This is a genomic window from Rhodococcus sp. 06-462-5 (genome assembly GCF_002258315.1).
Lineage (GTDB): Bacteria > Actinomycetota > Actinomycetes > Mycobacteriales > Mycobacteriaceae > Rhodococcoides.
In genome coordinates, this window is the sequence record NZ_NOYD01000013.1 from 123,655 (window position 1) to 149,759 (window position 26,105).

Genomic DNA, 26,105 nt, shown 5'->3' on the forward strand with positions numbered 1-26,105 from the left:
CGGACACCCGAACCTGCCGGTGGACCAGAGGAGAACGCGATGACCTACACGAGCACCCCGGTGAGCCGTCGACCCGCTCCGGCCCTGCGTACTGCGGAGGTGGCAGGCATCGCGTGGCCCGTCTACAAGCTCGAAGCCCTCGCACTCGGATTCATCGTGTTCGCCGCGACCCTCCTCGTCGCCGGCTCCCTGCACCCAGCAGTGCTGGCCGGCGCAGCGGTCGCCGTCGTCGCCTGGTGGACGCTGCGCCTGACCGAGCTGGGTTCGACCGGACCGGCGTCAGCCCGTCAGGCAGCCCGGGCCGAGTAGCGCTTTCAGGTCCCCCATCAACGCCGATGTCGGCGTGACGCGCAGACTGTCGTCCAGCTTCATCGTGGTGATCTTGTCGCCACTGACCAACCGCAGGTGCACATCCGAGGTTCCCGGGTGGCTCGACAGCACCCGCTTGAGGGCACCGACCTTGTCCGCCGTGCACAACCGAGTCGGCAGACTCACCGCGAGCGGCTTGTCGATGCCGATCGCGGACAGATCGGGTACCGCAAGATCGTTGGCGATCAACGAGATTCGATCGTCGCGCACCGACACGCGCCCCTTGACGAGCACCACCGAGTCCTCGGTGACATCGGCACCGAACACCGAGTACGCCTGCGGGAAGAACAGCACCTCGATACCGCCGGCCAGGTCCTCGAGCTGAGCCGAAGCCCACGTCAGGCCGTTCTTGTTGATCCGACGGTTCACCGAAGCCAGAATGCCGCCGACGGTGACCTGTGTGCCGTCCTTGATGTCGCCCTCGAGGATGGTGGGGATGTTGCAGTCGGACTTCGCGGCCAGCATGTGCTCGACGCCCAGGAGCGGGTGTCCCGAGACGTAGAGGCCGAGCATCTCGCGTTCGAGGGCGAGCCGATGCTTGGACTCCCATTCCTCGTCCGGCACCCGCACGTTGAACACGGCGGAGATGGACTCGTCGGCATCCTCGCCGCCGAACAGGTCGAACTGACCGATCGCCTCGGCCTTCTTGGTGCCCATCACCGCGTCGATCGCGTCGGCGTGAATGAGCATCAACCCCTTGCGGGGATGATCGAGCGAGTCGAAAGCACCTGCCTTGATGAGGGATTCGGTGACCTTCTTGCTGCACGCGATAGCGTCGATCTTGCCGAGGTAGTCGGAGAAGTCGGTGTACTTGGACTTCTCCGATCGCGCCCTGATGATCGACGCGACCACATTGGTACCGACGTTGCGGACGGCGCCGAGACCGAACCGGATGTCCTTGCCCACCGACGCGAAGTTCAGCTCGGATTCGTTGACGTCGGGCGGCAGCACGGTGATACCGAGCTTGCGGCAGTCGGCGAGATAGATCGCGGCCTTGTCCTTGTCGTCGCCGACGCTGGTGAGCAGGCCGGCCATGTACTCGGCCGGGTAGTTCGCCTTGAGGTATGCCGTCCAGTACGACACCAGGCCGTAGCCCGCGGAGTGCGACTTGTTGAACGCGTAACCGGCGAAGGGCAGCACGGTGTCCCACAGCGCCTTGATGGCCGCCTCGGAGAAGTCGTTGTCCAACATGCCCTGTCGGAATCCGGCGTAGGCCTTCTCCAGCTCGGAGAGCTTCTTCTTGCCCATGGCGCGACGCAGCAGGTCGGCCTGGCCGAGGGTGTAGCCGGCCACCTTCTGCGCCAGCTGCATGATCTGCTCCTGGTAGACCACCAGGCCGTACGTCTCGCCGAGAATCACCTTGAGCGGCTCTTCGAGCTCCGGGTGAATCGGCTTGACCTCTTGCCTACCGTTCTTGCGGTCGGCGTAATCGTTGTGCGAGTTCATGCCCATCGGACCCGGCCGATACAGGGCCAGGACGGCGACGATGTCCTCGAAGCCGGTGGGCTGCATACGGCGGAGCAGATCGCGCATGGCGCTGCCGTCGAGCTGGAAGACGCCGAGAGTGTCTCCGCGAGAGAGCAAGTCGAAGGTCGCCGGGTCGTCGAGCGGGAGTGCGTCGAGGTCGATGTCGATGCCGCGGTTGGCCTTGATGTTGTCGATGGCGTCACCGATGACGGTGAGGTTGCGCAGACCCAGGAAGTCCATCTTGAGCAGGCCGATGGCCTCGCACGACGGATAGTCCCAGCCGGTGATGATCGCGCCGTCCTGCGCGCGCTTCCACACCGGAATGGCGTCGGTGAGCGGCTCGGAGGACATGATGACCGCGCAGGCGTGCACGCCTGCGTTGCGGATCAGGCCCTCGAGTCCCTTGGCCGTCTTGTAGATGGTCGCGACGTCGGGGTTGGAGTCGATCAGCGCCCTGACCTCGACGGCTTCCTTGTAGCGCTCGTGTGCGGGGTCGGTGATGCCCGCCACGGAGATGTCCTTGGCCATGATGGGCGGCGGAAGTGCCTTGGTGATCTGATCGGCGATTCCGAAGCCCGGCTGGCCGAACTGCACGCGTGCGGAGTCCTTGATGGCGGCCTTGGTCTTGATGGTGCCGAACGTGATCACCTGTGCCACTCGATCGCTGCCCCACTTCTCGGTGGCGTAGCGGACCATCTCACCGCGGCGACGATCGTCGAAGTCGATATCGATATCGGGCATCGACACACGCTCGGGGTTGAGGAATCGCTCGAACAGCAGACCGTGCGGCAGTGGGTCGATGTTGGTGATGCCCATGGCGTACGCGACCAACGATCCGGCAGCGGATCCTCGACCGGGCCCGACGCGGATGCCGACGGCCTTGGCGTGGTTGATCAGGTCGCCGACGACGAGGAAGTAGGCCGGGAAGCCCATCTCGAGAATGACCTTGATCTCGTACTCCGCGCGCGCGAGGTAATCCTCGCCGGGACCGTCGGGGAACCGACGCTCCAGCCCGGTCATGACCTCGTGGCGCAACCAGGTGCCCTGCGTGTGACCCTCGGGCACGGGGAAGATCGGCATCCGGTCACGATGCGCCCACACCTCGTCGTAGGGCTGCACACGCTCGGCGATGAGCAGGGTGCTGTCGCAGGCACCGGGCACCTGATCGTCCCAGAGCTCGCGCATCTCGGCGGCGGACTTGAGGTAGTAGCCGTCACCGTCGAACTTGAAGCGAGTGGGGTCGCTGAGCGTCTTGCCGGTCTGGATGCACAGCAACGCCTCGTGGTTCTCGGCGGCGTCCTTGGTGACGTAGTGGCAGTCGTTGGTGGCCAGCGGCGGGATCGACAGCTTCTTGCCGATGTCGAGCAGGCCTTCGCGGACGCGACGCTCGATGGACAGGCCGTGATCCATCAGTTCGAGAAAGAAGTTCTCGGGGCCCCAGATCTCGCGCCACTTGGCGGCGGCCTCGAGCGCCTCGCGATCCTGGCCGAGCCTCAGCCGCGTCTGCACCTCCCCCGACGGGCAGCCGGTGGTGGCGATGATGCCCTCGGCGTGAGAAGCGATGATCTCCTCGTCCATGCGGGCCCACTTGCCCAGCTGCCCCTCGATGGAGGCGAGGGAGGACAGCTTGAACAGGTTGCGGACTCCGGTGGCGTTCTCGGCGACCATCGTCATGTGCGTGTACGCACCGCTACCGGAGACGTCGTCGGACTTCTGGCTGCGGTCACCCCACAGCACGCGCTTCTTGTTGAACCGGGACTCGGGGGCGATGTACGCCTCGATGCCGATGATCGGCTTGATTCCGGCCTTCTTGGCCTCGTTGTAGAACTCGCTGGCCCCGTACATGTTTCCGTGGTCGGTCATGCCGACTGCCGTCATCTCCAACCGCGCCGCCTCGGCGAACATCGCCCCGATCTTGGCGGCACCGTCGAGCATCGAATATTCGGTGTGGTTGTGCAGATGAACGAACGAATCGGCCACGAAGGTTCTCTCCTGAAGGTCGTGCGTCGGCGAAGATACGAGCCGCGAACGTACTCACTCTAAGCGGTCGAACCGACAGATTTTTCACGCTGCCGGTGTGTCCTGGGAGGACGTGACAGGTGTGACGGATGCGACGAGAAATCGTCTCATTCGGTCGGCACGGGGCCGTCGTCCGGAAGCGGCTCGACGACGTCGCCGTACTCCGGCAGGAGCGGCTCGACCGCGAATTTGCCGGACACTGCGTCCGGCGGAAGCGCCTGCACCGCTCGCACATCGGGACGGCCGGCCAGCTCGGTCAGCTCGGAAGAAGTCCCGCGCACCACCACGGTCACCACACACGCGCACCCGTCGAGCAGACGCCGCTGCGACACCGCGGCGATCCGGGCCTGCCGGTCCCCCGCCCCGAACGCTGCCGCCGCGAGGCCTGCTGCATGCGCGGTGGAATTCAGTACCGAGCGTTCACTGCCCGGAACGCCCACGGTGAGTATCGGAGTCTGCACGCGATCGAGCGGAACACGGAGCAGCACCTGCGAGATCCGGACCCCGTCGGCGACGGCATAGGCCTGTTCGGCGGTGAGTTCGCGATCGAACGACACCGAGCCCCATCGAGGTTCGGTGGTGTCGCTGCGCAGGCTCGCCTCGGCGCGGGCGAGGTAATCGGCCACCGGCTCGCCGCTGTCCGGGCCGAGCCGGTCGGTGCTCACGCCCAATTGTCGGACCGGATTCAGGTGCCCTATCACGGCGAGCGCCCCGATCACGAGTGCAGCGACAACGACGCCGACGAGCACTCCGGAGACTCCCCTGCTGCGCATCACGCCTTCCGAAGCACCTCTAGTGCGTGCTCGAGGTCGGCCGGATACTTGCTCTCGATCTCGACCCAGCGGCCGTCGGAGGGATGCGCGAAGCCGAGCGAGCGTGCGTGCAGCCACTGCCGTTCCAGACCCAACCGTTCGGCCAGCCGTGGATCGGCTCCGTAGGTCAGATCGCCGCAGCACGGGTGCCGCAGAGCCGAGAAGTGCACCCGAATCTGGTGCGTGCGACCGGTTTCCAAGTGCACGTCCAGCAGGCTCGCGGCCTGGAACGCCTCGACCGTGTCGTAGTGGGTGACGCTGGGCTTGCCGTCGGCGCGGACGGCGAACTTCCAGTCGTTGCTTCCGTGTCGACCGATCGGAGCATCGATCGTTCCGCTGCTCGGATCCGGGTGGCCCTGCACCAGTGCGTGGTAGCGCTTGTCGATGGTCCGCGCCTTGAACGCCCGCTTGAGCACGGTGTACGCCCGCTCGGACGTGGCGACCACCATGACCCCCGACGTGCCGACGTCGAGGCGATGGACGATGCCCTGCCGCTCGTGCGCACCGGAGGTCGAAATACGGAAACCGGCGGCCGCGAGACCACCGATGACGGTGGGGCCGGTCCAGCCGACACTGGCGTGCGCGGCGACCCCGACCGGCTTGTCCACGGCCACGATGTCGTCGTCGGCGTAGAGGATTTCCATCCCCTCGACCGGCTCCGCCTCGATCGTCAACTCACGGGCAGGCTCGGGCAACGTCACTTCGAGCCACGAACCGGCGGCCAGTCGGTCGGACTTGCCGACGGCACCGTGATCGACCAGAACCGAGCCCTCCTCGGCCAGAGTCGCGGCGACGGTTCGCGAGAGCCCGAGCAGCCGAGCGAGACCGGCGTCCACCCTCATTCCGTCCAGGCCGTCGGGCACCGGCATCGAGCGCGATTCCCTCACTTGTCGGCCTCGCCTGCGGCGTCGGACCTCGACTTGGTGACCCGTTCGCCGTTCGGCTCGAACCCGAACAGGCTCAGCACGACGAGCAGGATCGCGCCACAGACGATGGACGAGTCGGCCACGTTGAACACCGGCCACCAACCCACCGACACGAAGTCGACGACGTGTCCCTGGAACGGCCCCGGTGCACGGAAGAAACGGTCGATCAGGTTGCCGAGTGCGCCGCCGAGAACCAGACCCAATCCCAGTGCCCACCACGGCGATCGCAGCGTTCGACCGATCTTGATCACTCCGATGACGACCGCGACGGCCACGACCGTGAGCAACCAGGTCATCCCGGTGGCCATCGAGAACGCCGCACCGGGGTTGCGGACGAGCCGCAACGTCACGACGTCTCCGACGATCGAGATCGGGCTGCCGGGCTTGACGTAGTGGACGACCAGAATCTTGGTGACGAGATCGAACAGAAGAATCACGGCCGCGATCGCGATCAGCAACCGCGTCCGCAGCGGCTTCGGAAGTAGATTCCCGGCGCTGTCGGTCTCGGTCACCTGCGAGTCCGCGGTCTCGTTCGGTGCCGGAACACTACTCGTCTCGGCTGGTGGATCGTCGGCGCGGTCTTCACTCACCTGTCCATCATGGCGCATGGACGGCGGCGGGTCCTCATCCGTGCCGCGCACCACCGATCACCGCGGGCGGTGTCAGTAGCCTGGTGCCCGTGAAGACGATCGATCGAAACCGCACCGTCCGCTCCGGTTTTCTCGCTGTCTGCTGTGCAGTGGCTCTCGTCGCCGGATGTTCCAGCACCGACGCCGACACCGAGCCCACTTCCGAGCAGGCCGCGTCCTCGAACGAGGTGACGATCGCCGTGACACCGACGACCACCACGGTCGTCGACCCCGGTGCCGAGCCGCGGCGCGTGCTGGCTTTCGACACCTCCGATTCGGACGAGCAGAACGTCGACCTCACCACCACCTCCACCGTCTCGCAGCAGATCGACAACGGTGCTCCGCAGGACTTCTCCAGTCCCGAACTGACCGTGCCACTGTCCGCGTCGACGTCCGATACCGTGCCGGACGACGACGCTGCGACCGGCGCGACCCGATCGGTCGAGCTGACCATCGGAGCTGCGACGTCACCCGACGAGGGACTGACCGACGCGCTCTCCGCCTCCGAGGGCTCGACCGCGCGGCTGGCAACCACCGACTCGGGGGCGATCACCGCGCTGCACATCACCCCCGCCGACGCCGCGCTCGATATCGCTCGCGCGGCGATCGAGCGATCGTTGAACGCCGCGGTGTACCGCTCCATCGACTTCCCCGATGCCGAGGTGGGAGTGGGCGCGGTGTGGACCGTCGATCAGCAGGTACTGAGCGGCATCACGTTGAACCAGCGCACCACGGTCACGTTGCGAGCGCTCGACGGTGACCGAGCGACCCTGGACGTGACGATCACCCAGACGCCCGAATCGACGACATGGAACCTGCCCGACAACGCCGGCACACTGAACATCGCGACGTACACCTTCACCGGCTCGGGAACGCTCGAGATGGATCTGACTCGACCGCTCCCCGTCGGCGGGTCGATCACCGCAGGTGGCGATCAGATGTACACCGACCCCGACAGCACGACGGTGCTGCGCCAAACCGTCGGAGACTCGATCACCTGGGCTGCCCGATGACGGCGCGGACCACGACGCAGCTGCTGGCGGCGCTGTCACTCGTCGCTGTCGCCGGGGCCGGGTGCAGCGCAGACGAGCCGGCCCCGACCCCTGCAGTCGCACCCAGTTCCGTCGCCGCGCCCGACCCTCTGCTCGGTGCCCCCATCACCGACTCCGGCGTCCTGGCCGCAGCGATGTTGGGTCTCGGCGACCTCCCGGACGGGTTCTCCTCGATTCCCGACCCGGTCCAGGATTTGGGGCTCGACCCGGCCCCCGAGTACGACTCCCCCGACAGGTCCGGCACCGACCCGGCCGAATGCGCCGCGGTCCTGGCCCCGATCTCGGAGCAGCGGGGCGGGGCGGCGTCGAACGCAGTCGCGCGCTTCTCGGGACCGAATTTCTCGTCGATCGACGAGGACGCGGCGAGCTACTCCGATACGGGCACGGCCGAGGCCTTCACGGCGATTCAACAGGCGTGGGCGGGGTGCACGACGTTCGGTGGCACGGATGCGGACGGGGTGAGCGTCGACTATGCGTTGGCAGGCCGGGAGCAGTCGTCGGTCGGTGACGCATCGGCCTCGGTACGCCTGACCACCAGCAGCGAAGGGTTCACCTTGATCTCCGACGTGGTGGTGGCCGTTGTCGATTCGACGGTCGTCCAGATCGTCGTCTCCGATCAGAGTGGCCTCGAGCCCGAGACCGTCACCACTGTCGCCGAGGCGGCGGTCGAGCGCATTCGATCGGTGACACCGAGCATGTGAACCGGGCGGTCGGCCCACGAAAAACTGCCGGTGACGCATCCCCGAGGGGACATGTCACCGGCAGTTTCTTGTCGGTCAGAGACGATCGGCAGGACTCAGGGTGCGGGGCACGCCGGGCTGGTCAGCTGCGCGAGCGAGACGATGCCGCAGGCGTTCTCCTTGGAGAGCTTCCACACGCCGTCCTCGGGGACGAACTGGAAGGTGCCGGGGTTGGCCTGGCCGTTGAGCGTGATCGTGATGCCGGCATTGAGAACACCGGTGCCGAGATCGTCGATGCTGGTGATCTCGATCTGGGCGTTGTTGGCCACGGCAGCGGCGGCGACCTGGTTGATCAGATCCGGATCCTCGGACGCGCCCTGGATCAAGGCGGCCTTCTCCTCGACCGGAACGTTGGGATCGAGTCCACGCATGAGCTGAGTGTTCAGCTCCTCGACCGTGGGTGCCGGCGGGTACGCACCGGCGTCGGGAGCGGCAGCCGCAGAGGTGGTGACCGCCGTCGTGGTCGCGGTCGGCTCGTCACCGCCGTCGGAACTGCAGGCGGTCATGGTGAGCGCTGCGGCGATGGCGATGCCGGCAACCATTGCCCGTCGGGTGTTGCGAAGCTTCAAGTGCTTGTCCTTTTCACTCTGAGTCACATCTCGATCGTTCTGTGACTCGTCGGTCGTCTGGAATGGGGTCGTCTCGGACCTGGTCCACTATGTCAGCTCGACACGCCCGAGTCACAACGCGATCGGCATACCTGTGAAACCTCACAGAGTTTCCTCAGCCAGGCCACAACTCACTTCAGGCTGTCGAGAACGTCGGCAACGACCAGGTTCTCGTCCGATTCGGCGAAGGTTCGCGCGATTCCCGGCCCGGTGGTGCGGGTCTCGAATCGGACGGTCACCACCGAGTGACCGGCCCCCTGCACCCAGCCGTGACCGAAGTCGGGATGCCGCACGTCCATACCCGGTTGCCACCGGGGGCCTTCCGGGACGACGACGTCGGCGGCGGCCTCGATCGGGGCGGGCGACTCCTCGGTCGCATCGGCGACCGGCTCGTACTCCAGTTCGGGAAACAACGAACCCTGCCGGACGGCCGACAGCCCGGCCAATCCGACCCCGACCAGCCGGATCGGACCGACCTCGACCGGATCGACGGCAAGTCGCTGCGCCGTGGCCACGATGGTCTGCTTGTCCACCGTGGCGTACGGCAACGTAGCCGATCGAGTGATGATGCTCATGTCGGATTTGCGCAGTTTGAGCACCACCGTCCTGGCACCCCGACCGTCCTTCAGCAATCGTCGATGTGTCGAGTCGACGATGGACTCGATGGCCGGGCGAAGCTGAGCGAGAGAGATCAGATCCTGTGCGAACGTCGTCTCGGCGCTGACCTGTTTGGCCTCGGCTCGCTCGGCCACGACGCGGTTGTCGATTCCGCGTGCCAGCTGATGCAGGCTCGGTCCCATCGTGGCCCCCAGGATCGACGCCACCTCGGACTCGGGTGTGGCCACGAACTTGCCGATGGTGTCGATGCCCAAGCGCCGCAAGCGCTCTCCGGCCACCGGTCCGATCCCCCACAGTTTCCGCACCGGAAGGGCCGCCATCAGCTCGGCCTGGATTCCCGGAGCAACGACGGTGATGCCGTCGGGCTTGGCCAGTCCCGACGCGATCTTGGCGATCTGTTTTCCTGACCCGGCACCGATCGAGGCGACCAGCCCGGTCTCGGCGAGGATCAGTGCGCGCAGGTCGGCGCAGAACTGCTCGACCTCGTGAACCGTCGCTCCGGCCAGTTCGAGCGGCTCGCCGAACGCCTCGTCGATCGAGAGTTGTTCGAGGACGGGCATGGGTCCCCGCAGTGCCTCGAAGGCGCGACGGCTCAGCTCCGAGTAGAGAACGAACCGCGGCGGCAACACCACGGCCCCGGCGCCCACGAGTCGGCGAGCCTGATGCATCGGCATGGCCGAGCGCGCACCGAACGCACGGGCCCGGTAGCTGCAACCGGCCACCACTCCGCGCCCGCCCGCACCACCGACGAGAACCGGGCGGCCCCGCAACGTGGGGCGCGTCAGCTGTTCGGCGGAGGCGAAGAACGCGTCCATGTCCAGGTGCAGCACCCAGCGACGACTCCGCAGGGTGTGGTCGGCGGTATCGGGCACGGTCGTCAACGACGGTCGTCGGTGGCGAATCCGAGAGCGTGCGCGGCGCGTTCGGGTGTGGGATCCGACCACAGCTCGCCGTACATCTCACTCGTCGTCAACGATCGAGTGTGCGCGGTGTCGATGTACAGAGTGCCGTGGAGATGATCGGTCTCGTGCGCCACGATCCTGGCCGGCCAGCCACGAACCACCTCGTCGATCTCGCGCCCGGTCTCGTCGGTGCACTCGAGCCGCACCTCGGCCGCTCGCGTCACGACGGCCTGATACCCGGGAACACTGAGGCATCCCTCGTAGAAGGCGGCAGTCCGGGGTCCGATCGGGGTGTACCGGGGATTGACCAATACGCGGAACGGAAGCGGCGTGCGCTCCCGTACCCGGGCGACATCCGCTCCGACGTCGTAGCGATCCTCGATCACTGCGATCTGCAGCGGGATGCCGATCTGCGGTGCGGCCAAACCGACACCGGGCGCGTCGTGCATGGTCGCACGCATCACCTCGATCAACTCCGCGAACGTTTCGGAGTCGAGCTGCCCGGCGTACGGTGCAGCCCTGGACCGCAGAACCGGGTGGCCCGCGGCGACGATGGGCACGACGCCGCCGTGAGCTTCGGCGAGAAGCTCACGGACGGCGTGAACCGACACGTCGCCGTCGATCATGACGACTTGGTGATCGCGGCCCGCACTCCCTCACCGAGATCGCTGCCGTCGTCCCCGACGCGACCGTCGACCAGCGACAGCGCGAGCACCTCGCCGGCGATCAGATCACGATGGGTGTCGAGCCACGCCTGCCGATGCTCGGGGACCTCGATGACGATGTCGATGCGGTCCGAGACGTCGAATCCGTGATTGCGACGCGCGTCCTGCAGTTCGCGAATGCGGTCCTTGGCCCAGCCCTCTGCTTCGAGCTCCTCGGTGACGGCCGAATCCAGCACGACCAGTCCGGCGTTTCCGGGCAACGGTGCCGTCGATTCGGGCTCGGCGGCAACGAGTTTGCGCGTGTACTCCTCCGGCAGCAACGCGATGCCTGCGGCGCTCACCACACCGTCTGCGTCCTCGGACCAATCGCCTGCTTTGACGGCCTTGATGACCGTCTGGACGTCCTTGCCGATACGCGGCCCCGCAGCACGGGCATTGACGACGAGCTCGAACTTTCCGTGTACAGCAACGTCTTCGGTCAGATCGACCTTCTTGACGTTGACCTCGTCGGAGATGATGTCGACGAACGGACGCAGCCGCTCCGCATCGGCGGCTGCGACCGTCACCTCGGGCAACGGCAACCGCACGCGCAGGTTCTGGGCCTTGCGCAGACCGAGCACCGTGGAGCACACGGTGCGGACCTCGTCCATGCTCTCGACCAGTTCGGGATCCGACGGCAGTTCGCCCGCCTCGGGCCAGTCGGTCAGGTGCACCGAGCGGCCACCGGTCAATCCACGCCACACCACCTCGCTGATCAACGGCAGCAGTGGGGCGGCGATGCGAGTGAGCACCTCCAGCACGGTGTGCAGGGTGTCGATGGCGTCGGCGTCCTCGCTCCAGAACCGCGAACGCGAGCGTCGCACATACCAATTGGTCAGTGCATCGCAGAACGTGCGCAGCTCGTCGCAGGCACCGGCGATGTCGTTGCCCTCGAGCGCATCGGTGATCGCATCGCGGGTGGCCGACAGCTTGGCCAACACGTAGCGATCGAGCACGTTCGGCGAATCGGTTCGCCACTGCCCGGGCTTCGAGGCGTAGAGCTGCAGGAAGCTCCACGCATTCCAGATCGGCAGCAACGCCTGGCGAACGCCTTCGCGGATGCCCTGCTCGGTGACGATGAGGTTGCCGCCGCGCAGGATCGGTGAGGACATCAGGAACCACCGCATGGCGTCGGAGCCGTCGCGGTCGAAGACCTCCTTGACGTCCGGGTAGTTGCCCTTGGACTTGCTCATCTTCAGGCCGTCGTCACCGAGCACGATGCCGTGTGCGGCAACGGTCTTGAACGCCGGGCGATCGAACAGTGCGGTTGCCAGCACGTGCAGGGTGTAGAACCAGCCTCGCGTCTGTCCGTTGTACTCGACGATGAAATCGCCCGGGTTGTGCGTGGAGAACCACTCCTCGTTCTCGAACGGAAAGTGCACCTGCGCATACGGCATCGAGCCGGACTCGAACCAGCAGTCCAACACCTCGGGGACGCGACGCATCGTCGACTTGCCGGTCGGATCGTCCGGGTTGGGCCGGGTCAACTCGTCGATGTAGGGCCGGTGCAGATCGGTCGGTCGCACGCCGAAGTCACGCTCGAGCTCGTCCAGGCTGCCGTAGACGTCCAGGCGCGGGTACGCCGGGTCGTCGGATGTCCATGCCGGAATCGGGCTGCCCCAGTACCGGTTTCGGCTGATGTTCCAGTCGCGTGCACCTTCGAGCCACTTGCCGAACTGACCGTCCTTGATGTGCTCGGGAACCCAGGTGATCTCCTGGTTCAGCTCGACCATGCGATCACGGAACTTGGTGACCGCGACGAACCACGACGGTACCGCCATGTAGATCAGCGGCTGACCACTACGCCAGCTGTGCGGGTACGAGTGCTCGATGGTCTCGTGCCGCAGCAACCGACCCGAGGCCTTGAGATCCTTGATGATCACCGGGTTGGCGTCGAACACCATCAGGCCCTCGTACGGCGGCACCAGCGAGGTGAACTTGCCGCCTGCGTCGAGCGGTTGCACCACCTCGATTCCGTTCGCGGTGGCGACGTCCATGTCCTCCTCACCGAAAGCCGGTGCGAGGTGGACGATTCCGGTTCCCGAATCGGTGGTGACGTAGTCGGCCTCGAGCACCCGATGCGAGTTCTCGTGACCGAGGAAGAAGTCGTAGGGAGGGGTGTAGGACAGTCCGACCAACTCGGCACCGGTGTGCTCCGAGAGCACCTCCGGCTCCTCTCCCAGTTCCTTCGCATAGTGCGAGAGTCGCAGCGCGGCAAGCACGTAACGCGCACCGTCGGTTCCTCGCACCTGCACGTACTGCACCTCGGGATGCACCGCGATCGCCAGGTTCGACGGCAGGGTCCAGGGCGTGGTGGTCCAGATCAGCGCGTTCGCACCGTCCAGGGGCGAGCCCGGAGCCGTCAACGGCATCGTGACGGTGACCGCCGGATCTTGACGCATCTTGTAGGCGTCGTCCAGGCGGGTCTCCTGATTGGACAGGGGCGTCTGCTCATACCAGCTGTACGGCAGAACCCGGTATCCCTGGTAGATCAGGCCCTTGTCGTGCAACGTCTTGAACGCCCACATGACCGACTCCATGAAGTCGACGTCGAGGGTCTTGTAGTCGTTGTCGAAGTCGACCCACCGCGCCTGCCGGGTGACGTAGTCCCGCCACTCGTCGGTGTACTGGAGTACCGACTGCTTGCAGTAGGCGTTGAACTTCGCCAGGCCCATCTCGTCGATCTCGGACTTGTCCTTGATGCCGAGCTGCTTCTCCGCTTCCAGCTCTGCGGGCAGACCGTGGCAGTCCCAACCGAAGCGACGCTCGACCTTCTTGCCCCGCATCGTCTGGAACCGCGGGACGAGGTCTTTGACGTAGCCGGTGAGCAGGTGGCCGTAGTGCGGCAGACCGTTCGCGAAGGGCGGGCCGTCGTAGAAGACGAACTCCTCGGCATCTGCGCGATTGTCGATGCTGGCTCGGAAGGTGCCGTCCTCGGCCCACTCGTGCAGAACCATGCGCTCGAGGTCCGGGAACGGGACGCTGCCCGATCGGCCCTCGGCCAGGTCCACCAACGGATACGACCCCGAGTTGGGGCGTGCGGTTGCATCTGTCATGACGTGTCTCCTCCGTGCCGGCCGCGCGCGAGACGCGACGCAAAGTTGGCACGGGGACGACATCCGGGCGATCCGTTCACCCGATACCGCGGTACCACCCCGCTTGCACTCTCTCGACGACCGAGCCGTCGGAGCGCGCCACTCCAGATGAGCTGTGACGGGCTCACCCGTTCGGTTCTACTGAACGCCGTTCCGAAACACCTGGGCGCTTCGTTACGACGTCGTTCTTCCGAAAGCTCCCCGGTGATGGCCGGATCGACGCCGTGAAATCTGACTACCTCGGTCGTGATGCTACCTGTCGAGCTCGGGCGGGGGCCGTCGGCCCGTGAGCGCTCCGACCAGCAGAAGCACTGCACCCACGATACAAACGACGATGCAGGCCCACGCCCAGACAACGGACCCCGTCATCAGGGCGAGAACCAGAAAGCCGAAGCCGATCGCTGCCGCGCCGAGAGTCAGGACCAACACACCGATTCCTCGCTCACCACTCCACGCGACAACCTGATCCGACGCTGCCGCGATCGACAGCGTCGGAGATCGGTGGTGCGTCAGTTGCCCTTGGCGTACGACTGGCTGTACCCCGACGACTGGTTGTCCTGGTTGAAATTGTCCTGCCCGTTGTCCACCGGCAGCGCCGAGGAACGGTTCTCGAGCTCTTCGAGCTGCGATTCGAGGTACGACTTGAGGCGAACCCGGTACTCGCGCTCGAACGTCTTGAGCTGCTCGATACGACCTTCGAGCACCGAACGCTGCTGGTTGATCGTCGCCATGATCTCGGTGTGCTTGCGCTCGGCGTCGGCCTGCAGTGCGTCGGCCTTCTCCTTGGCCTGACGCAGCTGGGTCTCGGACCGGGTCTGAGCGTCGGACAGCAACGACTCGGACTTCTGACGAGCCTCGGACATCATCGACTCGGAACGCGTGCGTGCATCCGACACCAGACGCTCGGCGTTGGTGCGCGCGTTACCGAGCAGCTGCTCGGACTCCGACTTGGCATCACCGGTGAGACGATCGGCCATCTCCTGAGCGAGGCCCAGAATCTTGGCGGCCTGCATGTTGGAGTCGCCGCTCTGCTGCGGAGCTGCTGCAACGGGCGCGACCGGCGCGGGCTGCTGCACCACGGGCGGTGGCTTGGGGGGATCCACCGGGCGCTGTGGCTCGGCCTTCGGTGCCGCGACCTGAGCCGGTTGCGGGTTCTGCCGCGAAGCGCTCTTGGCATCCGCAAGCTCCTGATCGAGCTCACCGACCCGCTGGCGTAGGTCGGCGTTCTCTTCGATCAGTCGCGACAACTCTTGCTCGACGAGGTCGAGAAAAGCGTCGACCTCGTCTTCGTTGTAACCGCGCTTACCGATGGGCGGCTTGCTGAACGCGACATTGTGCACATCAGCTGGAGTCAGCGGCATGGAAGGATCCCTTCACGCGTCTTGGGGCGGTAGAGCAAGCATTCAGTTATATGCCATTCCGCGCGAGTGCAGAACAATCAAACTGTAACTGGCGTCCATTCTGTCACACAGGACACGCAGCATGCGCTGGGTCCCGCGTTCTAACATTTCATCTGCGGCCTCAGGCCGCGAGACCACTGGTGACATTCCACGCGATGAAGACGACGAACAGCAGGACCATGATGGACAGGTCCAGTCGCACTCCACCGAGGTTGAGCGGCGGAATTATCTTCCGGAGGAACTTCACCGGGGGGTCTGTGACCGTGAAGATCGCCTCGAGCACGATGACGACCAACCCGGTCGGTTGCCAATCTCTCGCGAAAGTCCTGATGAACTCGACGATGATTCGACCGATGAGAAGGAGCCAAAAAAGAAACAATACGATGTTGATCACCGTGAACACGATCACGGCTATACTCTGCCTGACTTCGCCGGGCTGAGCAAAGCGCGCTGGTCACAGCCCTGAACTACCGCCCCGAACAGCAAATGTCTCACTGCTGGCTGTAGAAACCGGTCTCGGCGATCCGCCTGCGCTCCTGCGGCGAAACGTCGACGTCGGCAGGCGAGAGCAGGAAGACCTTCGTCGCCACCTTGTCGAAGGAACCGCGCAGTGCGAAGGCGAGCCCGGCAGCGAAATCGACCAGCCGCTTGGCGTCGGCGTTGCTCATCTCGACCAGGTCCATGATGACCGGAGTGCCGTCGCGGAAGCGCTCACCGATGGTGCGGGCCTCGCTGTAATCACGCGGTCGCAGCGTGGTGATCTTCGAGAGCGGGCCGCCGTCGTCGACGATCGGGCTGCGTCGGGTCTCCGCGCGGACGTCCATCCGAGTGTCCATGGCAAGCGCTCCCCTTGTTGCCGCACCGCGCGTGGTCGGTGCCGCGCCGCGTCCTCGTCCACCGATCGGTGCCAGCGTGGCCGCCGGACGGGGTGCCTCGTAATCGTCGTAGTCGTCCTCGACCTGCGCGTGCCGCGATCCACCGAAGGACGGCTTCACGAAGTCACGCTCGTCGATGTCGTCGTAGCTGTCGCGACCACCACGGGAGCTGCGTCGCGTGTCCGGATCGTCGAGGTAGTCGTCCTCGTAGTCGGCGAGCGGAACCATGCCGAAGTACGCCTTGAACTTGTGCAGGGTGCTCATCGTTCTGCCTTCCGTGGCGGTGTGTCTACTGTCCATCTCCAGGTTCGCAAGTGTCTGTTGTGACTGATGTGATCCATGGACTGTTATTGCGAGGCTATCGGCCGCGCGCCGAGTATTGCGGTACCGACACGCACGCACGTCGATCCGTGCCGCACAGCAGCTTCCAGGTCTCCGGTCATGCCCGCGGACAGCTCGAGCGCTCCGGGATGATCCACGAGAAGTCGACCGTGCAGGCTCTCGAGGTCGGCGAATGCGGCGTCCGGATCGGCGTCGAGCGGCGGCACCGCCATCAACCCCGCCAGACGCAACCCGGACGCGGTCGCTACCGCGTCCGCGAGCTCGTGCAGTTCGTCGCGTTCGACGCCTCCGCGATGCACGTCCCCGTCGAGACTGACCTGAACGATCACGTCGAGTTCGGTCCGACGCACCCCCTCGTCCAGTGCCGCCGTCGTCGCCTTCGACAGCGCAGTCACCAACCGCGCACTGTCCACGGAATGGATGGAGTGCGCCCACGCGGCCACCGACTTCGCCTTGTTTCGCTGCAGGTGTCCGATCATGTGCCACCGGGGCGGATCGCCGCCGAAGTCGTCGGCCGTCTCGGCGACCTTGGGCGACGCGTCCTGCTCCCGGGACTCTCCGAAGTCGCGGCACCCGAGGTCGTACAGGATCCGCACGTCCGAGGCGGGGAAGAACTTGGTCACCGGAAGCAGAGCCACATCGGCGGGCGTCCGGCCCGCGTCGACGCAGGCGCGATGCAACCGCTCCCGCACCGACGTCAACGCCGTCTCGATCTCTCGCGCCCGGTCCGTGCCGGACGCGCTGCCGCTGAGTTCGCTCATGACAACCTTCTCTGCCCGTTCACCGATCGGCCGATTCGGGCCGACCCTCTGGGGATGTGCTGTCCATCCAGACGACACTGGCGATTCGGCCGGTCGACCCTTCGCGACGATGACTGAACAACGTCCGGTCCTCGATGGTGCATCGCGGATCCTGAGCCACCGCGGACACTCCCGCGGCGAGCAGTTGAGCCCGGATGCCGGCGGGAATGTCGAGCCCAGGGGTGTGGCGGACGGTCGTCGTCGCGCTGCCGGGAAGATGCTTGTCGACGTCCGCTCGCATGGACGCTGGCACCTCGTACTGGCGGCCGCTCGCGGCCGGACCCAGAAATGCGCCGATGCGCGCCGGCACCGCACCGAGCTCGATCATGGCGGCCAACACGCGAGGAACGATGCCGATGCGGGCTCCGACCCGTCCCGCGTGCACGGCGGCGATCACTCCGGCCTCCTCGTCGGAGAGCAGGACCGGCACGCAGTCGGCAGTCAACACCACCAAACCGAGATCACGTTGCGTCGTCACCAACGCATCGGTCATCGGTAGCGGCTCGGACACCGGACCGTCGACCACCGTGACAGTGCGTCCGTGGACCTGCTCCATGAAGACGAGCCGTTCGCGTCCCATACCCAATCGATCGCCGAGGCGTCGACGGTTGGCCTCCACCGCAGCGGGGTCGTCACCGACGTGATCGCCGAGATTGAACGTGTCGAACGGCGGTGCCGAGACGCCCCCCGCCCGCGTCGTGGAGACGCGTCGGACACGAAACGGGCCGGCGGATGCGGTGTCACTCACCGCCGCATGAAGGACGGCACATCGACTTCGTCTTCGCCCTCGTCCTCGGCGATCGGCACGCGACGGCCGGAACCGACGGACTCGCGGCCCTGGCCGGCCGAGTCGCGGCCGTAACCGGCTGCGGATTCGCGGCTCGACGATTCGCGATTGGACGAGCTCGAGGAGTTCAGCGGCGGAAGACTGCTACCACTCGGTGCGCCGACCGGGTCGCGGAACACAGCACCGTCGGAACTGTCGCTCGACCGCGATGACACCTCGCCCGAGCGAGCCGAGCCGATCGGGCCACGTGTGGAAGTGGCCGCTTCCACCGGACGTCGCGTCGGAGTTCCGCCGTCGAAGCCTGCAGCGATGACGGTCACGCGGACCTCGTCGCCGAGCGAGTCGTCGATCACGGTGCCGAAGATGATGTTGGCGTCGATGTGTGCGGCTTCCTGCACCAGCGAGGCGGCCTCGTTGATCTCGAACAGACCCAGGTCGGATCCACCGGCGATGGAGAGCAGCACTCCGCGTGCACCTTCCATCGAGGCTTCGAGCAGCGGCGAGTTGATCGCCGATTCGGCTGCCTTGATGGCTCGACCCTCACCGCGTGAGGATCCGATGCCCATGAGCGCACTGCCTGCGCCGGACATGACGCCCTTGACGTCCGCGAAGTCGACGTTGATCAGGCCGGGAGTGGTGATCAGGTCCGTGATGCCCTGGACACCGTTGAGGAGGACCTCGTCGGCGCTGCGGAACGCGTCCATGAGGCTCACTGCGGCGTCGCCGAGCTGGAGCAGTCGATCGTTGGGGATGACGATGAGCGTGTCGCAGGACTCACGGAGCTGCTGTATGCCCGTGTCGGCCTGTCCACCGCGCCGCTTGCCCTCGAACGAGAACGGGCGGGTGACGACACCGACGGTCAGTGCACCGAGCTTGCGAGCGATGTTGGCGACGACGGGAGCACCACCGGTGCCGGTCCCGCCGCCCTCGCCTGCGGTGACGAACACCATGTCGGCACCCTTGAGTACCTCTTCGATCTCGTCCTTGTGATCGTCCGCTGCGCGACGGCCGACCTCGGGATCGGCACCTGCGCCGAGTCCGCGGGTCAGTTCGCGACCCACGTCGAGCTTGACGTCTGCGTCACTCATCAGCAAGGCCTGAGCGTCGGTGTTGACCGCGATGAACTCGACTCCCTTGAGTCCCTGTTCGATCATGCGGTTGACCGCGTTCACGCCGCCGCCGCCGATGCCGACGACCTTGATTACGGCGAGGTAGTTGTGCGGGGGCGTCATGGGCTCTCGCCTTCCGTGGATTGTTGCGTGAAATGTGGAAAACCCTCAACCTAAACCACAGGCTTAGAGTTATGTCAAGTACTGAACTGGTCGAAACGCTATTCATCGCCGACGACTATCGCCATTAGGCGCGCCGACGCCGCGCGAGAAATTCCCGTCGATGCGTCGAAACTATTTGGTGGTGGGCAGATCCGGACTCGACACGTCGAAGATCTGGCCGGGCTGGGACAGCAAAGCAATCGCCACCGCGGCCTTGCGCTGCGAGTCGTCCTTGCTGCCCCACACCACGGTGCGCCCGTCGAGCAGCAGAATCGAGATGTCGGACAGCGTGCTCGCCCGCAGCTCGCCCGTCTGATCGCGCAGCAGCGGTGGCAACGTATCGAGAACCGCCAGTGCATCTTTCGTCACCGGATCACCGAACACCGGGTTGTCGGTCACCAGACGCACCACCCCGGGCGGTGGCGGCGCGATCGCGAAATCGACGCCGGTGGAGTCGAGGAGATGGGGGCCGTCCGGAGAATCGAAGAACGCCACCGGAACCCGCTCCTCCACCGTCACCTGCACGGTGGACGGGTACTTCCGTTGCACACGAACCGTCGCCAGCGCCGGAATCGTCGCCACCCGCTGCGCCGCGGCCGCCGTGTCGACCCGAACCAGCGGAAGGCCGACGGGTACGTCGAGCCGATCGAGGATCTCCTGCTCGGACACCGACGATGACCCTGCGACCGCAATGGTGCGAACGGACAACAGCGGTGTGAAGTACACCAGCGCAGCCGATCCCACCACGACGACCACCACGGCCAGCGCGATGAGCAGGGCCTTGCGTCGCGACCGCTTCACTCGGGCGCGCTCTTCTTCACGCGCCAGCGCACGCGCCTGCTTGTCGGTGACCGCGGACGGCGAATCACCCTCTCCTGCAGCTGTTCCCGACCTCGAAGAACGGACTCGATCGGAGCGGCGGGTCACGTCGACGGCCGATCCTTCGGTGCCCCGCGGCCGGTCGCAGCACCGAAATCGGTCTTCGAGCGAAGCGCATCGAGAATCGGATTACCGAGCATGGTCACGTCGCCGGCACCCATGGTGATGACGACATCGCCTGGCACACTCAGATGGGCGACCTGCTTGGCCACCAACGACAGATCCGGCTGATAGTTCACCGGCTTGGTCACAGAAGCGGCAACCAACGCTCCCGTCACACCCGGCAACGGTTCCTCGCGAGCGCCGTACACGTCGAGCACGACGATCTCGTCGGCCAACGACAGCGCGGCACCGAACTCCTCGGCGAACGTCGCGGTCCGCGAGTACAGGTGCGGCTGGAACACGACGACGACGCGGCCCTGCTCGAGACCCGGACGGTCCTGACCCGCCACCAGAGCCTGCGCGGCAGTCAACACCGCCCGCACCTCGGTGGGGTGATGCGCGTAGTCGTCGAACACGCGGACACCGTGCTCACGCCCGGTGAACTGGAAGCGCCGATGCACTCCGCCGAAACCGGTGAGCCCGGCCAGCAATTCCTCGACTCCGGCACCGACCTGACGCGCCGCGACGAACGCCGCCAGCGCGTTGAGTGCAGTGTGCCGTCCCGGGACGCCGAGCCGTACGGTTCGCGCCGCGTCCTCGCCTGCGATCTGCAGCTGCGCGACACCTCCGATGTCCTCGGGCTCCCACGCCAGCAATCGAACGGCCATCTCGACCGGACCGGCGTCGACATCCGATGACCCGTAACCGAGCACCTTCACTCCGGGAAGGTTGCGCTCGACCACACGTCGAGCGAGCGCCGCCGAACCCGGATCGTCCATGCAGGCCACGAGCACACCACCGGGACCGAGCAGCGCAGCGAAATCGTCGAACACCTGAACGTAGGCCTCGGTGGTGCCGAAGTGGTCCAGATGATCGGCCTCGATATTGGTCACGATGATGACGTTGGCCGTGTACTGCAGCAGCGAGCCGTCACTCTCGTCCGCCTCGGCCACGAACACGTCGCCGCTGCCGTGATGAGCGTTGGTCCCGGCCTCGTTGAGCTCTCCCCCGACGGCGAACGACGGATCGAACCCGCAGTGCTGGAGGGCGACCACCAGCATCGAGGTCGTCGACGTCTTGCCGTGCGTACCCGAGACCAACAACGTGCGGTATCCCTGCATGAGAGAAGACAGCACGGCAGGACGCAGCACCACCGGGATTCCGCGTTCACGAGCTTCGACCAGCTCGGGATTGGTCTTGGGAATCGCGGCGTGGGTCGTCACCACCACGGTGGGTCCGCCGTCGATCATGTCCAGCGCGCTCGCGTCGTGACCGATGCGGACCTGGGCACCGCGTGCACGCAGTGCGAGCACCCCGCGCGATTCCTTGGCATCCGAACCCGACACCTGTCCCCCACGAGCCAGCAGGATCCGCGCGATGCCGGACATTCCGGCACCACCGATGCCCACCATGTGTACTCGTTCGAGCTCTGTCGGCAGATCCGACATCGCACCCTCAGTTGTCACGCGGACGTCTCCCTCGTTCTCTTCTCATGCCCGACGCCGCCCAGCTCAGCGCCGCGCCGCGTGCGCGGTGTCGAGCACGATCTGCGCGACGGCAGCTGCTGCGCCCTTGTGCCCGGCACCGGCGGCGGCACGAGACATGGTGGCAATTCTCTCGGTGTCGGCCAGCAGCGCGACCACCGTCTCGCTCACGTACTGCTCGGTCAGTGTCGCATCGGATACCAGGATGCCACCTCCGGCGTCGACCACAGGACGGGCGTTGAGTTCCTGTTCGCCGTTACCGTGCGGCAGGGGCACGTAGACAGCAGGCAGACCGGTCGCGGACACCTCGGCGACCGTCATGGCCCCGGACCGGCATATCGCCAGGTCCGCGGCCGCGTACGCCAGATCCATCCGGTCGATGTACGGCAGCGCGACGTACGGCGCGTCCGGGTTGCGTTGCTCGACGTCGAGCGAGTTCTTCGGACCGTGCGCGTGCAGAACCGTGATACCGGCACCGGCGAGGGCCGCCGAGGCCCCGGACACCGCGTCGTTGAGCGATCGTGCCCCCTGCGAGCCGCCGAACACCAACAGCACCGGGCCGCTCTCGGGCAGGCCGAAGTGCGCGCGAGCCTCCGCGCGGACGGCAGCCCGGTCGAGTCCGGTGATGGTGGGACGCACGGGAATTCCGATCACATCCGCGTCGGCAGCACCGCGCGCGGCGATCCCCGAGCCCGCGACCGCGGCGAGCACCCGCTCGGCGGATCGGGCACCGACCTTGTTGGCGATGCCCGCTCGCGCGTTGGCCTCGTGGATGACCACCGGTATTCGGCCGCCACGGCCGAACAGCCGACCGCGGGCAGCAAGATAGGCCGGCAACGCGACATAGCCGCCGAATCCGACCAGCACGTCCGCCTCGACGGTCGCGAATATCTCTCGGGTGCGACGCACCGATCGCACGACGCGCAGCGGCAACTTGAGCAGGTCGACGGTGGGCTTGCGGGGCAGCGGAACCGGAGGAATGAGTTCGAGTGCGTACCCGCGTGCCGGGACGAGCGTCGTCTCCAAACCACGGCTGCTGCCGAGAGCGGTGACGGTGACGGTCGGGTCGAGAACACGCAGGGCGTCGGCCACAGCGAGCGCAGGCTCGATGTGCCCGGCCGTTCCGCCCCCGGCAACCACTACGGAAATCGGTCGAGATGTCTGCTTCACCGTCGATATCCTCGCTCACCCGAGCGGACGGGAGGGCGACCGGGTTGTGGTTCCGGCCGCGGACGGTATGCCGATCGCGATCCTGCAGCGGGCTCTCGCCGGACGGGCTCGCTCCGACGGGGGTTGCCGCGGGGTGACTCGCCCCGATACGCGGTCGATCTGGGCGACATCGTGTCGGTCCGTGAGCTGGAGACTCGCGTGCGAGCACGCCCGGGCTCGGCAGCCCTCGCTGTACGTCCGTCCTTGCCCTGGCCCTTACGGGACTCGAGGCGCTTTCGATCCTGCGCCGCCAGCGTGGGGCGAGTGGACTTCGAGCGCGCCATCGCAGCTCGTTTGGGCGAGAACACGGCGGGCAGCGGCAGCTTCAGAGCTCGCGCGATGCGGCCCTCCTGCCCCGCGTGCAGGGCTGCGATCGCCTCCGGTTCGTGCCGGGCGGCGCTCGCGATGATGCCGAACATCAGCAGCGTGATCGCAGTCGAGGTACCACCGTAGGACACCAGCGGCAGCTGCAGACCGGTCACCGGCAGCAGCCCGACGACGTAGCCGATGTTGATCATGGCCTGACCGAACACCCAGCACGTGGCACCGGCGGTCAGCAGACGCAGGAAAGGATCGACCGAACGCATGGCGATCCGCAGGCCGGTGTAGACGAAGAGGCCGAACAATCCGATGACTGCCAGGCAGCCGATCATCCCGAGTTCCTCGCCGATGATGGCGAAGATGAAGTCGTTGTGCGCGTTGGGCAGGTAACTCCACTTCGCCCGGCTCTGCCCGAGCCCGCGCCCGAACATTCCGCCGTCGGCCAGTGAGTATTTCGCCTGGGTGGACTGGTACGACAGGCCCTGGGTGTCCTCGCCCGGATTGAGCCAGGCCTTGACGCGGTTGGACCGGTAACCGGCGGTGAACGCGAGCACGGTTGCCAGCGCCAGACCGGTCATCAGCACCGCACCGAACAACCGAGCGTTGAGGCCGGCGAACCACAGCAGCGCCACCAGGATGATGCCGAGGGCGATGGCGGTACTCAGGTTCGGCTGGAGCACGACGAGCAGACACATCAGCAGACCCGCAGGCAGCAGCGGCACCAGCAGCGACTTGATGTTGCCGTGTTCGCTGCGGCGCGAGGCCAACAGGTGCGCGCCCCACAGAACCAGTGCCACCTTGGCGAGCTCGGACGGCTGGAAGGACACGACGCCGAAGTCGAACCAACGGCGCGCACCTTGGCGTTCGGCACCGATACCGGGAATCAGCACCAGCATCAGCATGGTGATCGAGACCAGGAAAAGCGGAAACGAGAGCTTCCTGAGGTACCTAACCGGCAGCCGGAGAGCGACGTAGAACGCGACGACACCCAACGCGACACCGATCAGCTGCTGGGTGAAGAGCGCGTACCCGGACTCGTCGGCTGCGAAGGATTCGGCTGACGAGGCCGACAGCACCATCACCAGGCCCAACACGGTGAGCAGGACTGCGATCGTGACGATGAGGTGGAAGGACGCGAGCGGCCTGCCGAACCACAGGCCGATTCGGGTGCGCGGAGCGGTGGTGCGGCGAGGTGGACGCGGCGGTTGCCCGGCGGCGGTCACGATCGCGGCGATCCGATGTCGGTGGCATCGAGGCGCTGGACCGACTCGGCGAAGCTGCGGCCGCGGTGGCCGTAGTCGACGAACATGTCCAGTGACGCGGCAGCCGGGGCCAGCAGGACCGTATCCCCCGGCGCGGCGAGTTCGGCCGCATGGACCACGGCCGCCCGCATCACCGCATCAGCATCTTCAGCACCATGAGTCACACCAGCATCGTCTCCCGAAGGGAGCCTGACGACCGGAACATCGGGCGCGTGTCGCGCCAAAGCCTCTGCGATCTGCATCCCATCGCGCCCGAGAACGACCGCAGCCACGAGCCGGTCGGCGATCTCGACCACCAGATCGTCGATCACCGCACCCTTCAACAGCCCACCCGCGATCCACACGACGCGATCGTGCGCCGAGATCGAGGAGCGAGCGGCGTGCGGGTTCGTGGCCTTGGAATCGTCGATGAACGTCACCCCGCCGAGCTCACGCACCACCGCTGCCCGATGCGGTCCCACCCGGTAGGTCTGCAGCCCCAACCGAACCGCGCCTGCCTGCACCCCGATCGAACGAGCCAGCGCGCCTGCCGCGAGCGCATCGAGAACGCCGGACGGGCCGCTCGGCTCCACGTCGTTCGCAGCGAGGAGATCGACGTTCTCGCCGAACGCGTTGTCGACAAGCATCCCTGCTCGCACACCCAGCTCACCCGAGGCCGGCTCACCCAACCGGAAACCGACGACGGTCGACGCCGCAGACCCGGACGACAAGCCCGCCGCCCTGGAGTCGTCGAGACCGACCACCGCGACGTCGCCGTTCAGCGCACGAGCCTTGGCCTGGACGTACCCGTCCATGCCGCCGTGCCAATCGAGATGATCCTCGGCGATGTTGAGCACCACTCCTGCCGCCGGACGCACCGACGGAGCCCAGAACAACTGGAACGACGACAGCTCGACGGCGAGCACGCTCGGATGCGGGGTACGGCGCAAGGCGTCGGCGATGGGGAGTCCGATGTTGCCGCAGGCCACCGACGCGATGCCTGCGGCGTCGAGTATCGACGCCAGCATCGAGGTGGTGGTCGTCTTTCCGTTGGTGCCGGTGACCACCAGCCAGCGAGTTCGGGGTCCGTACAGCTCGGCCCGGTCCACGTGCCAGGACAACTCGACGTCGCCCCACACCGGAATGCCCTGTTTCGTGGCGGCTGCCAACACCGGAGAGTCGGGTCGAAACCCCGGGCTGGTGACGACGAGCGAGAACGATGCGAGCGTCGCGGGATCGGCGAGCAGGTCGTCCTGCAGCACCACCGCAGCACCGGAGTGCGACGCCTCGTCCAGCGCGGCGCGATTCGAGTCGGTGACCGTGACGACGGCACCGAGATCGAGCAGTGGTTGCACGACGGCGAGTCCCGAGATTCGGGCTCCGGTCACCAGCACCGAACTGCCACGCAACCAGGTCATGTCGGTCCGAGAGTCGTGCACAGATTCGTCCATGC

At 66.3% G+C, this 26,105-nt stretch carries 23 protein-coding genes; 3 read left to right on the top strand and 20 right to left on the bottom strand.

Going from position 1 to position 26,105, the window contains the following annotated elements; genetic code table 11:
• The first annotated feature begins 39 nt into the window (after nt 1-39).
• Entirely contained in the window at nt 40-309 is a 270-nt protein-coding gene (locus CH251_RS07915; RefSeq protein WP_094612660.1) for a hypothetical protein, read from the top strand.
• Here CH251_RS07915 and dnaE read toward each other — a convergent pair.
• The 4 genes from dnaE to lspA form a co-directional block, all read right to left on the bottom strand.
• A complete protein-coding gene (gene dnaE / locus CH251_RS07920; protein WP_094612661.1) occupies nt 280-3,816 on the bottom strand; it encodes a DNA polymerase III subunit alpha in 3,537 nt (1,178 codons plus the stop codon). The two genes, CH251_RS07915 and dnaE, sit on opposite strands and share 30 nt — an antisense overlap.
• Before the next feature lie 146 nt (nt 3,817-3,962).
• On the bottom strand, nt 3,963-4,628 hold the full coding sequence (locus tag CH251_RS07925) for a hypothetical protein (protein WP_094612662.1): 666 nt from the start codon (nt 4,626-4,628) through the stop codon (nt 3,963-3,965).
• Nucleotides 4,628-5,554 (bottom strand): RluA family pseudouridine synthase, encoded by a 927-nt coding sequence (locus tag CH251_RS07930; protein ID WP_032394372.1) that lies wholly within the window; start codon nt 5,552-5,554, stop codon nt 4,628-4,630. Before CH251_RS07930 ends, CH251_RS07925 begins: the two co-directional genes overlap by 1 nt.
• Complete coding sequence (lspA, locus tag CH251_RS07935) at nt 5,551-6,201, bottom strand: signal peptidase II (RefSeq protein WP_373454931.1); 651 nt, start codon at nt 6,199-6,201, stop codon at nt 5,551-5,553. The genes CH251_RS07930 and lspA overlap by 4 nt, the downstream gene beginning before the upstream one ends.
• Nucleotides 6,202-6,272: 71 nt before the next feature.
• On the opposite strand from lspA, the gene CH251_RS07940 reads away from it, so the two are divergent.
• Nucleotides 6,273-7,235 carry a hypothetical protein gene (locus CH251_RS07940; RefSeq protein WP_256978889.1) on the top strand — a complete coding sequence of 321 codons (963 nt, stop codon included), beginning with the start codon at nt 6,273-6,275 and terminating at the stop codon, nt 7,233-7,235.
• Entirely contained in the window at nt 7,232-7,975 is a 744-nt protein-coding gene (locus tag CH251_RS07945; RefSeq protein ID WP_094612664.1) for a hypothetical protein, read from the top strand. The genes CH251_RS07940 and CH251_RS07945 overlap by 4 nt, the downstream gene beginning before the upstream one ends.
• A 95-nt stretch (nt 7,976-8,070) precedes the next feature.
• Here the strand turns inward: CH251_RS07945 and CH251_RS07950 are convergent, their stop codons facing one another.
• The 16 genes from CH251_RS07950 to murD all read right to left on the bottom strand — a co-directional run bounded on the left by CH251_RS07950 (nt 8,071) and on the right by murD (nt 26,103).
• On the bottom strand, nt 8,071-8,556 hold the full coding sequence (locus tag CH251_RS07950; protein WP_179273342.1) for a hypothetical protein: 486 nt from the start codon (nt 8,554-8,556) through the stop codon (nt 8,071-8,073).
• 197 nt (nt 8,557-8,753) lie between these two features.
• Nucleotides 8,754-10,055: a DNA polymerase IV gene (locus CH251_RS07955; protein WP_373454932.1), complete on the bottom strand. Its 1,302-nt coding sequence runs from the start codon at nt 10,053-10,055 to the stop codon at nt 8,754-8,756.
• A 62-nt stretch (nt 10,056-10,117) separates the two neighbouring features.
• Entirely contained in the window at nt 10,118-10,768 is a 651-nt protein-coding gene (locus CH251_RS07960; protein ID WP_094612665.1) for a peptide deformylase, read from the bottom strand.
• Nucleotides 10,765-13,902: an isoleucine--tRNA ligase gene (gene ileS, locus CH251_RS07965; protein WP_094612666.1), complete on the bottom strand. Its 3,138-nt coding sequence runs from the start codon at nt 13,900-13,902 to the stop codon at nt 10,765-10,767. The genes CH251_RS07960 and ileS overlap by 4 nt, the downstream gene beginning before the upstream one ends.
• A 291-nt stretch (nt 13,903-14,193) precedes the next feature.
• Nucleotides 14,194-14,370 (bottom strand): hypothetical protein, encoded by a 177-nt coding sequence (locus tag CH251_RS27425; RefSeq protein ID WP_179273334.1) that lies wholly within the window; start codon nt 14,368-14,370, stop codon nt 14,194-14,196.
• Nucleotides 14,371-14,450: 80 nt separating this feature from the next.
• Nucleotides 14,451-15,302 (bottom strand): DivIVA domain-containing protein, encoded by an 852-nt coding sequence (locus CH251_RS07970; RefSeq protein WP_094612667.1) that lies wholly within the window; start codon nt 15,300-15,302, stop codon nt 14,451-14,453.
• A gap of 160 nt (nt 15,303-15,462) precedes the next feature.
• Nucleotides 15,463-15,750 carry a YggT family protein gene (locus tag CH251_RS07975; RefSeq protein WP_032394379.1) on the bottom strand — a complete coding sequence of 96 codons (288 nt, stop codon included), beginning with the start codon at nt 15,748-15,750 and terminating at the stop codon, nt 15,463-15,465.
• An 82-nt stretch (nt 15,751-15,832) separates the two neighbouring features.
• The gene (locus CH251_RS07980; RefSeq protein WP_094612668.1) at nt 15,833-16,480 is read right to left on the bottom strand and encodes a cell division protein SepF; all 648 of its coding nucleotides are present in this window, start codon (nt 16,478-16,480) and stop codon (nt 15,833-15,835) included.
• 83 nt (nt 16,481-16,563) lie between these two features.
• On the bottom strand, nt 16,564-17,319 hold the full coding sequence (locus CH251_RS07985) for a YggS family pyridoxal phosphate-dependent enzyme (RefSeq protein ID WP_094612669.1): 756 nt from the start codon (nt 17,317-17,319) through the stop codon (nt 16,564-16,566).
• Nucleotides 17,320-17,338: 19 nt separating this feature from the next.
• The gene (gene pgeF / locus CH251_RS07990) at nt 17,339-18,106 is read right to left on the bottom strand and encodes a peptidoglycan editing factor PgeF (RefSeq protein WP_094612670.1); all 768 of its coding nucleotides are present in this window, start codon (nt 18,104-18,106) and stop codon (nt 17,339-17,341) included.
• The gene (gene ftsZ, locus CH251_RS07995) at nt 18,103-19,377 is read right to left on the bottom strand and encodes a cell division protein FtsZ (protein ID WP_094612671.1); all 1,275 of its coding nucleotides are present in this window, start codon (nt 19,375-19,377) and stop codon (nt 18,103-18,105) included. The genes pgeF and ftsZ overlap by 4 nt, the downstream gene beginning before the upstream one ends.
• 171 nt (nt 19,378-19,548) lie before the next feature.
• On the bottom strand, nt 19,549-20,343 hold the full coding sequence (locus CH251_RS08000) for a cell division protein FtsQ/DivIB (protein WP_094612672.1): 795 nt from the start codon (nt 20,341-20,343) through the stop codon (nt 19,549-19,551).
• Nucleotides 20,340-21,845 carry a UDP-N-acetylmuramate--L-alanine ligase gene (gene murC, locus CH251_RS08005; protein ID WP_094612673.1) on the bottom strand — a complete coding sequence of 502 codons (1,506 nt, stop codon included), beginning with the start codon at nt 21,843-21,845 and terminating at the stop codon, nt 20,340-20,342. Before murC ends, CH251_RS08000 begins: the two co-directional genes overlap by 4 nt.
• A gap of 63 nt (nt 21,846-21,908) precedes the next feature.
• A complete protein-coding gene (murG, locus tag CH251_RS08010; RefSeq protein ID WP_218828279.1) occupies nt 21,909-23,051 on the bottom strand; it encodes an undecaprenyldiphospho-muramoylpentapeptide beta-N-acetylglucosaminyltransferase in 1,143 nt (380 codons plus the stop codon).
• Nucleotides 23,048-24,634: a putative lipid II flippase FtsW gene (ftsW, locus tag CH251_RS08015; RefSeq protein ID WP_094612674.1), complete on the bottom strand. Its 1,587-nt coding sequence runs from the start codon at nt 24,632-24,634 to the stop codon at nt 23,048-23,050. Before ftsW ends, murG begins: the two co-directional genes overlap by 4 nt.
• Complete coding sequence (gene murD, locus CH251_RS08020) at nt 24,631-26,103, bottom strand: UDP-N-acetylmuramoyl-L-alanine--D-glutamate ligase (RefSeq protein WP_094612675.1); 1,473 nt, start codon at nt 26,101-26,103, stop codon at nt 24,631-24,633. Before murD ends, ftsW begins: the two co-directional genes overlap by 4 nt.
• Nucleotides 26,104-26,105: the final 2 nt, after the last annotated feature.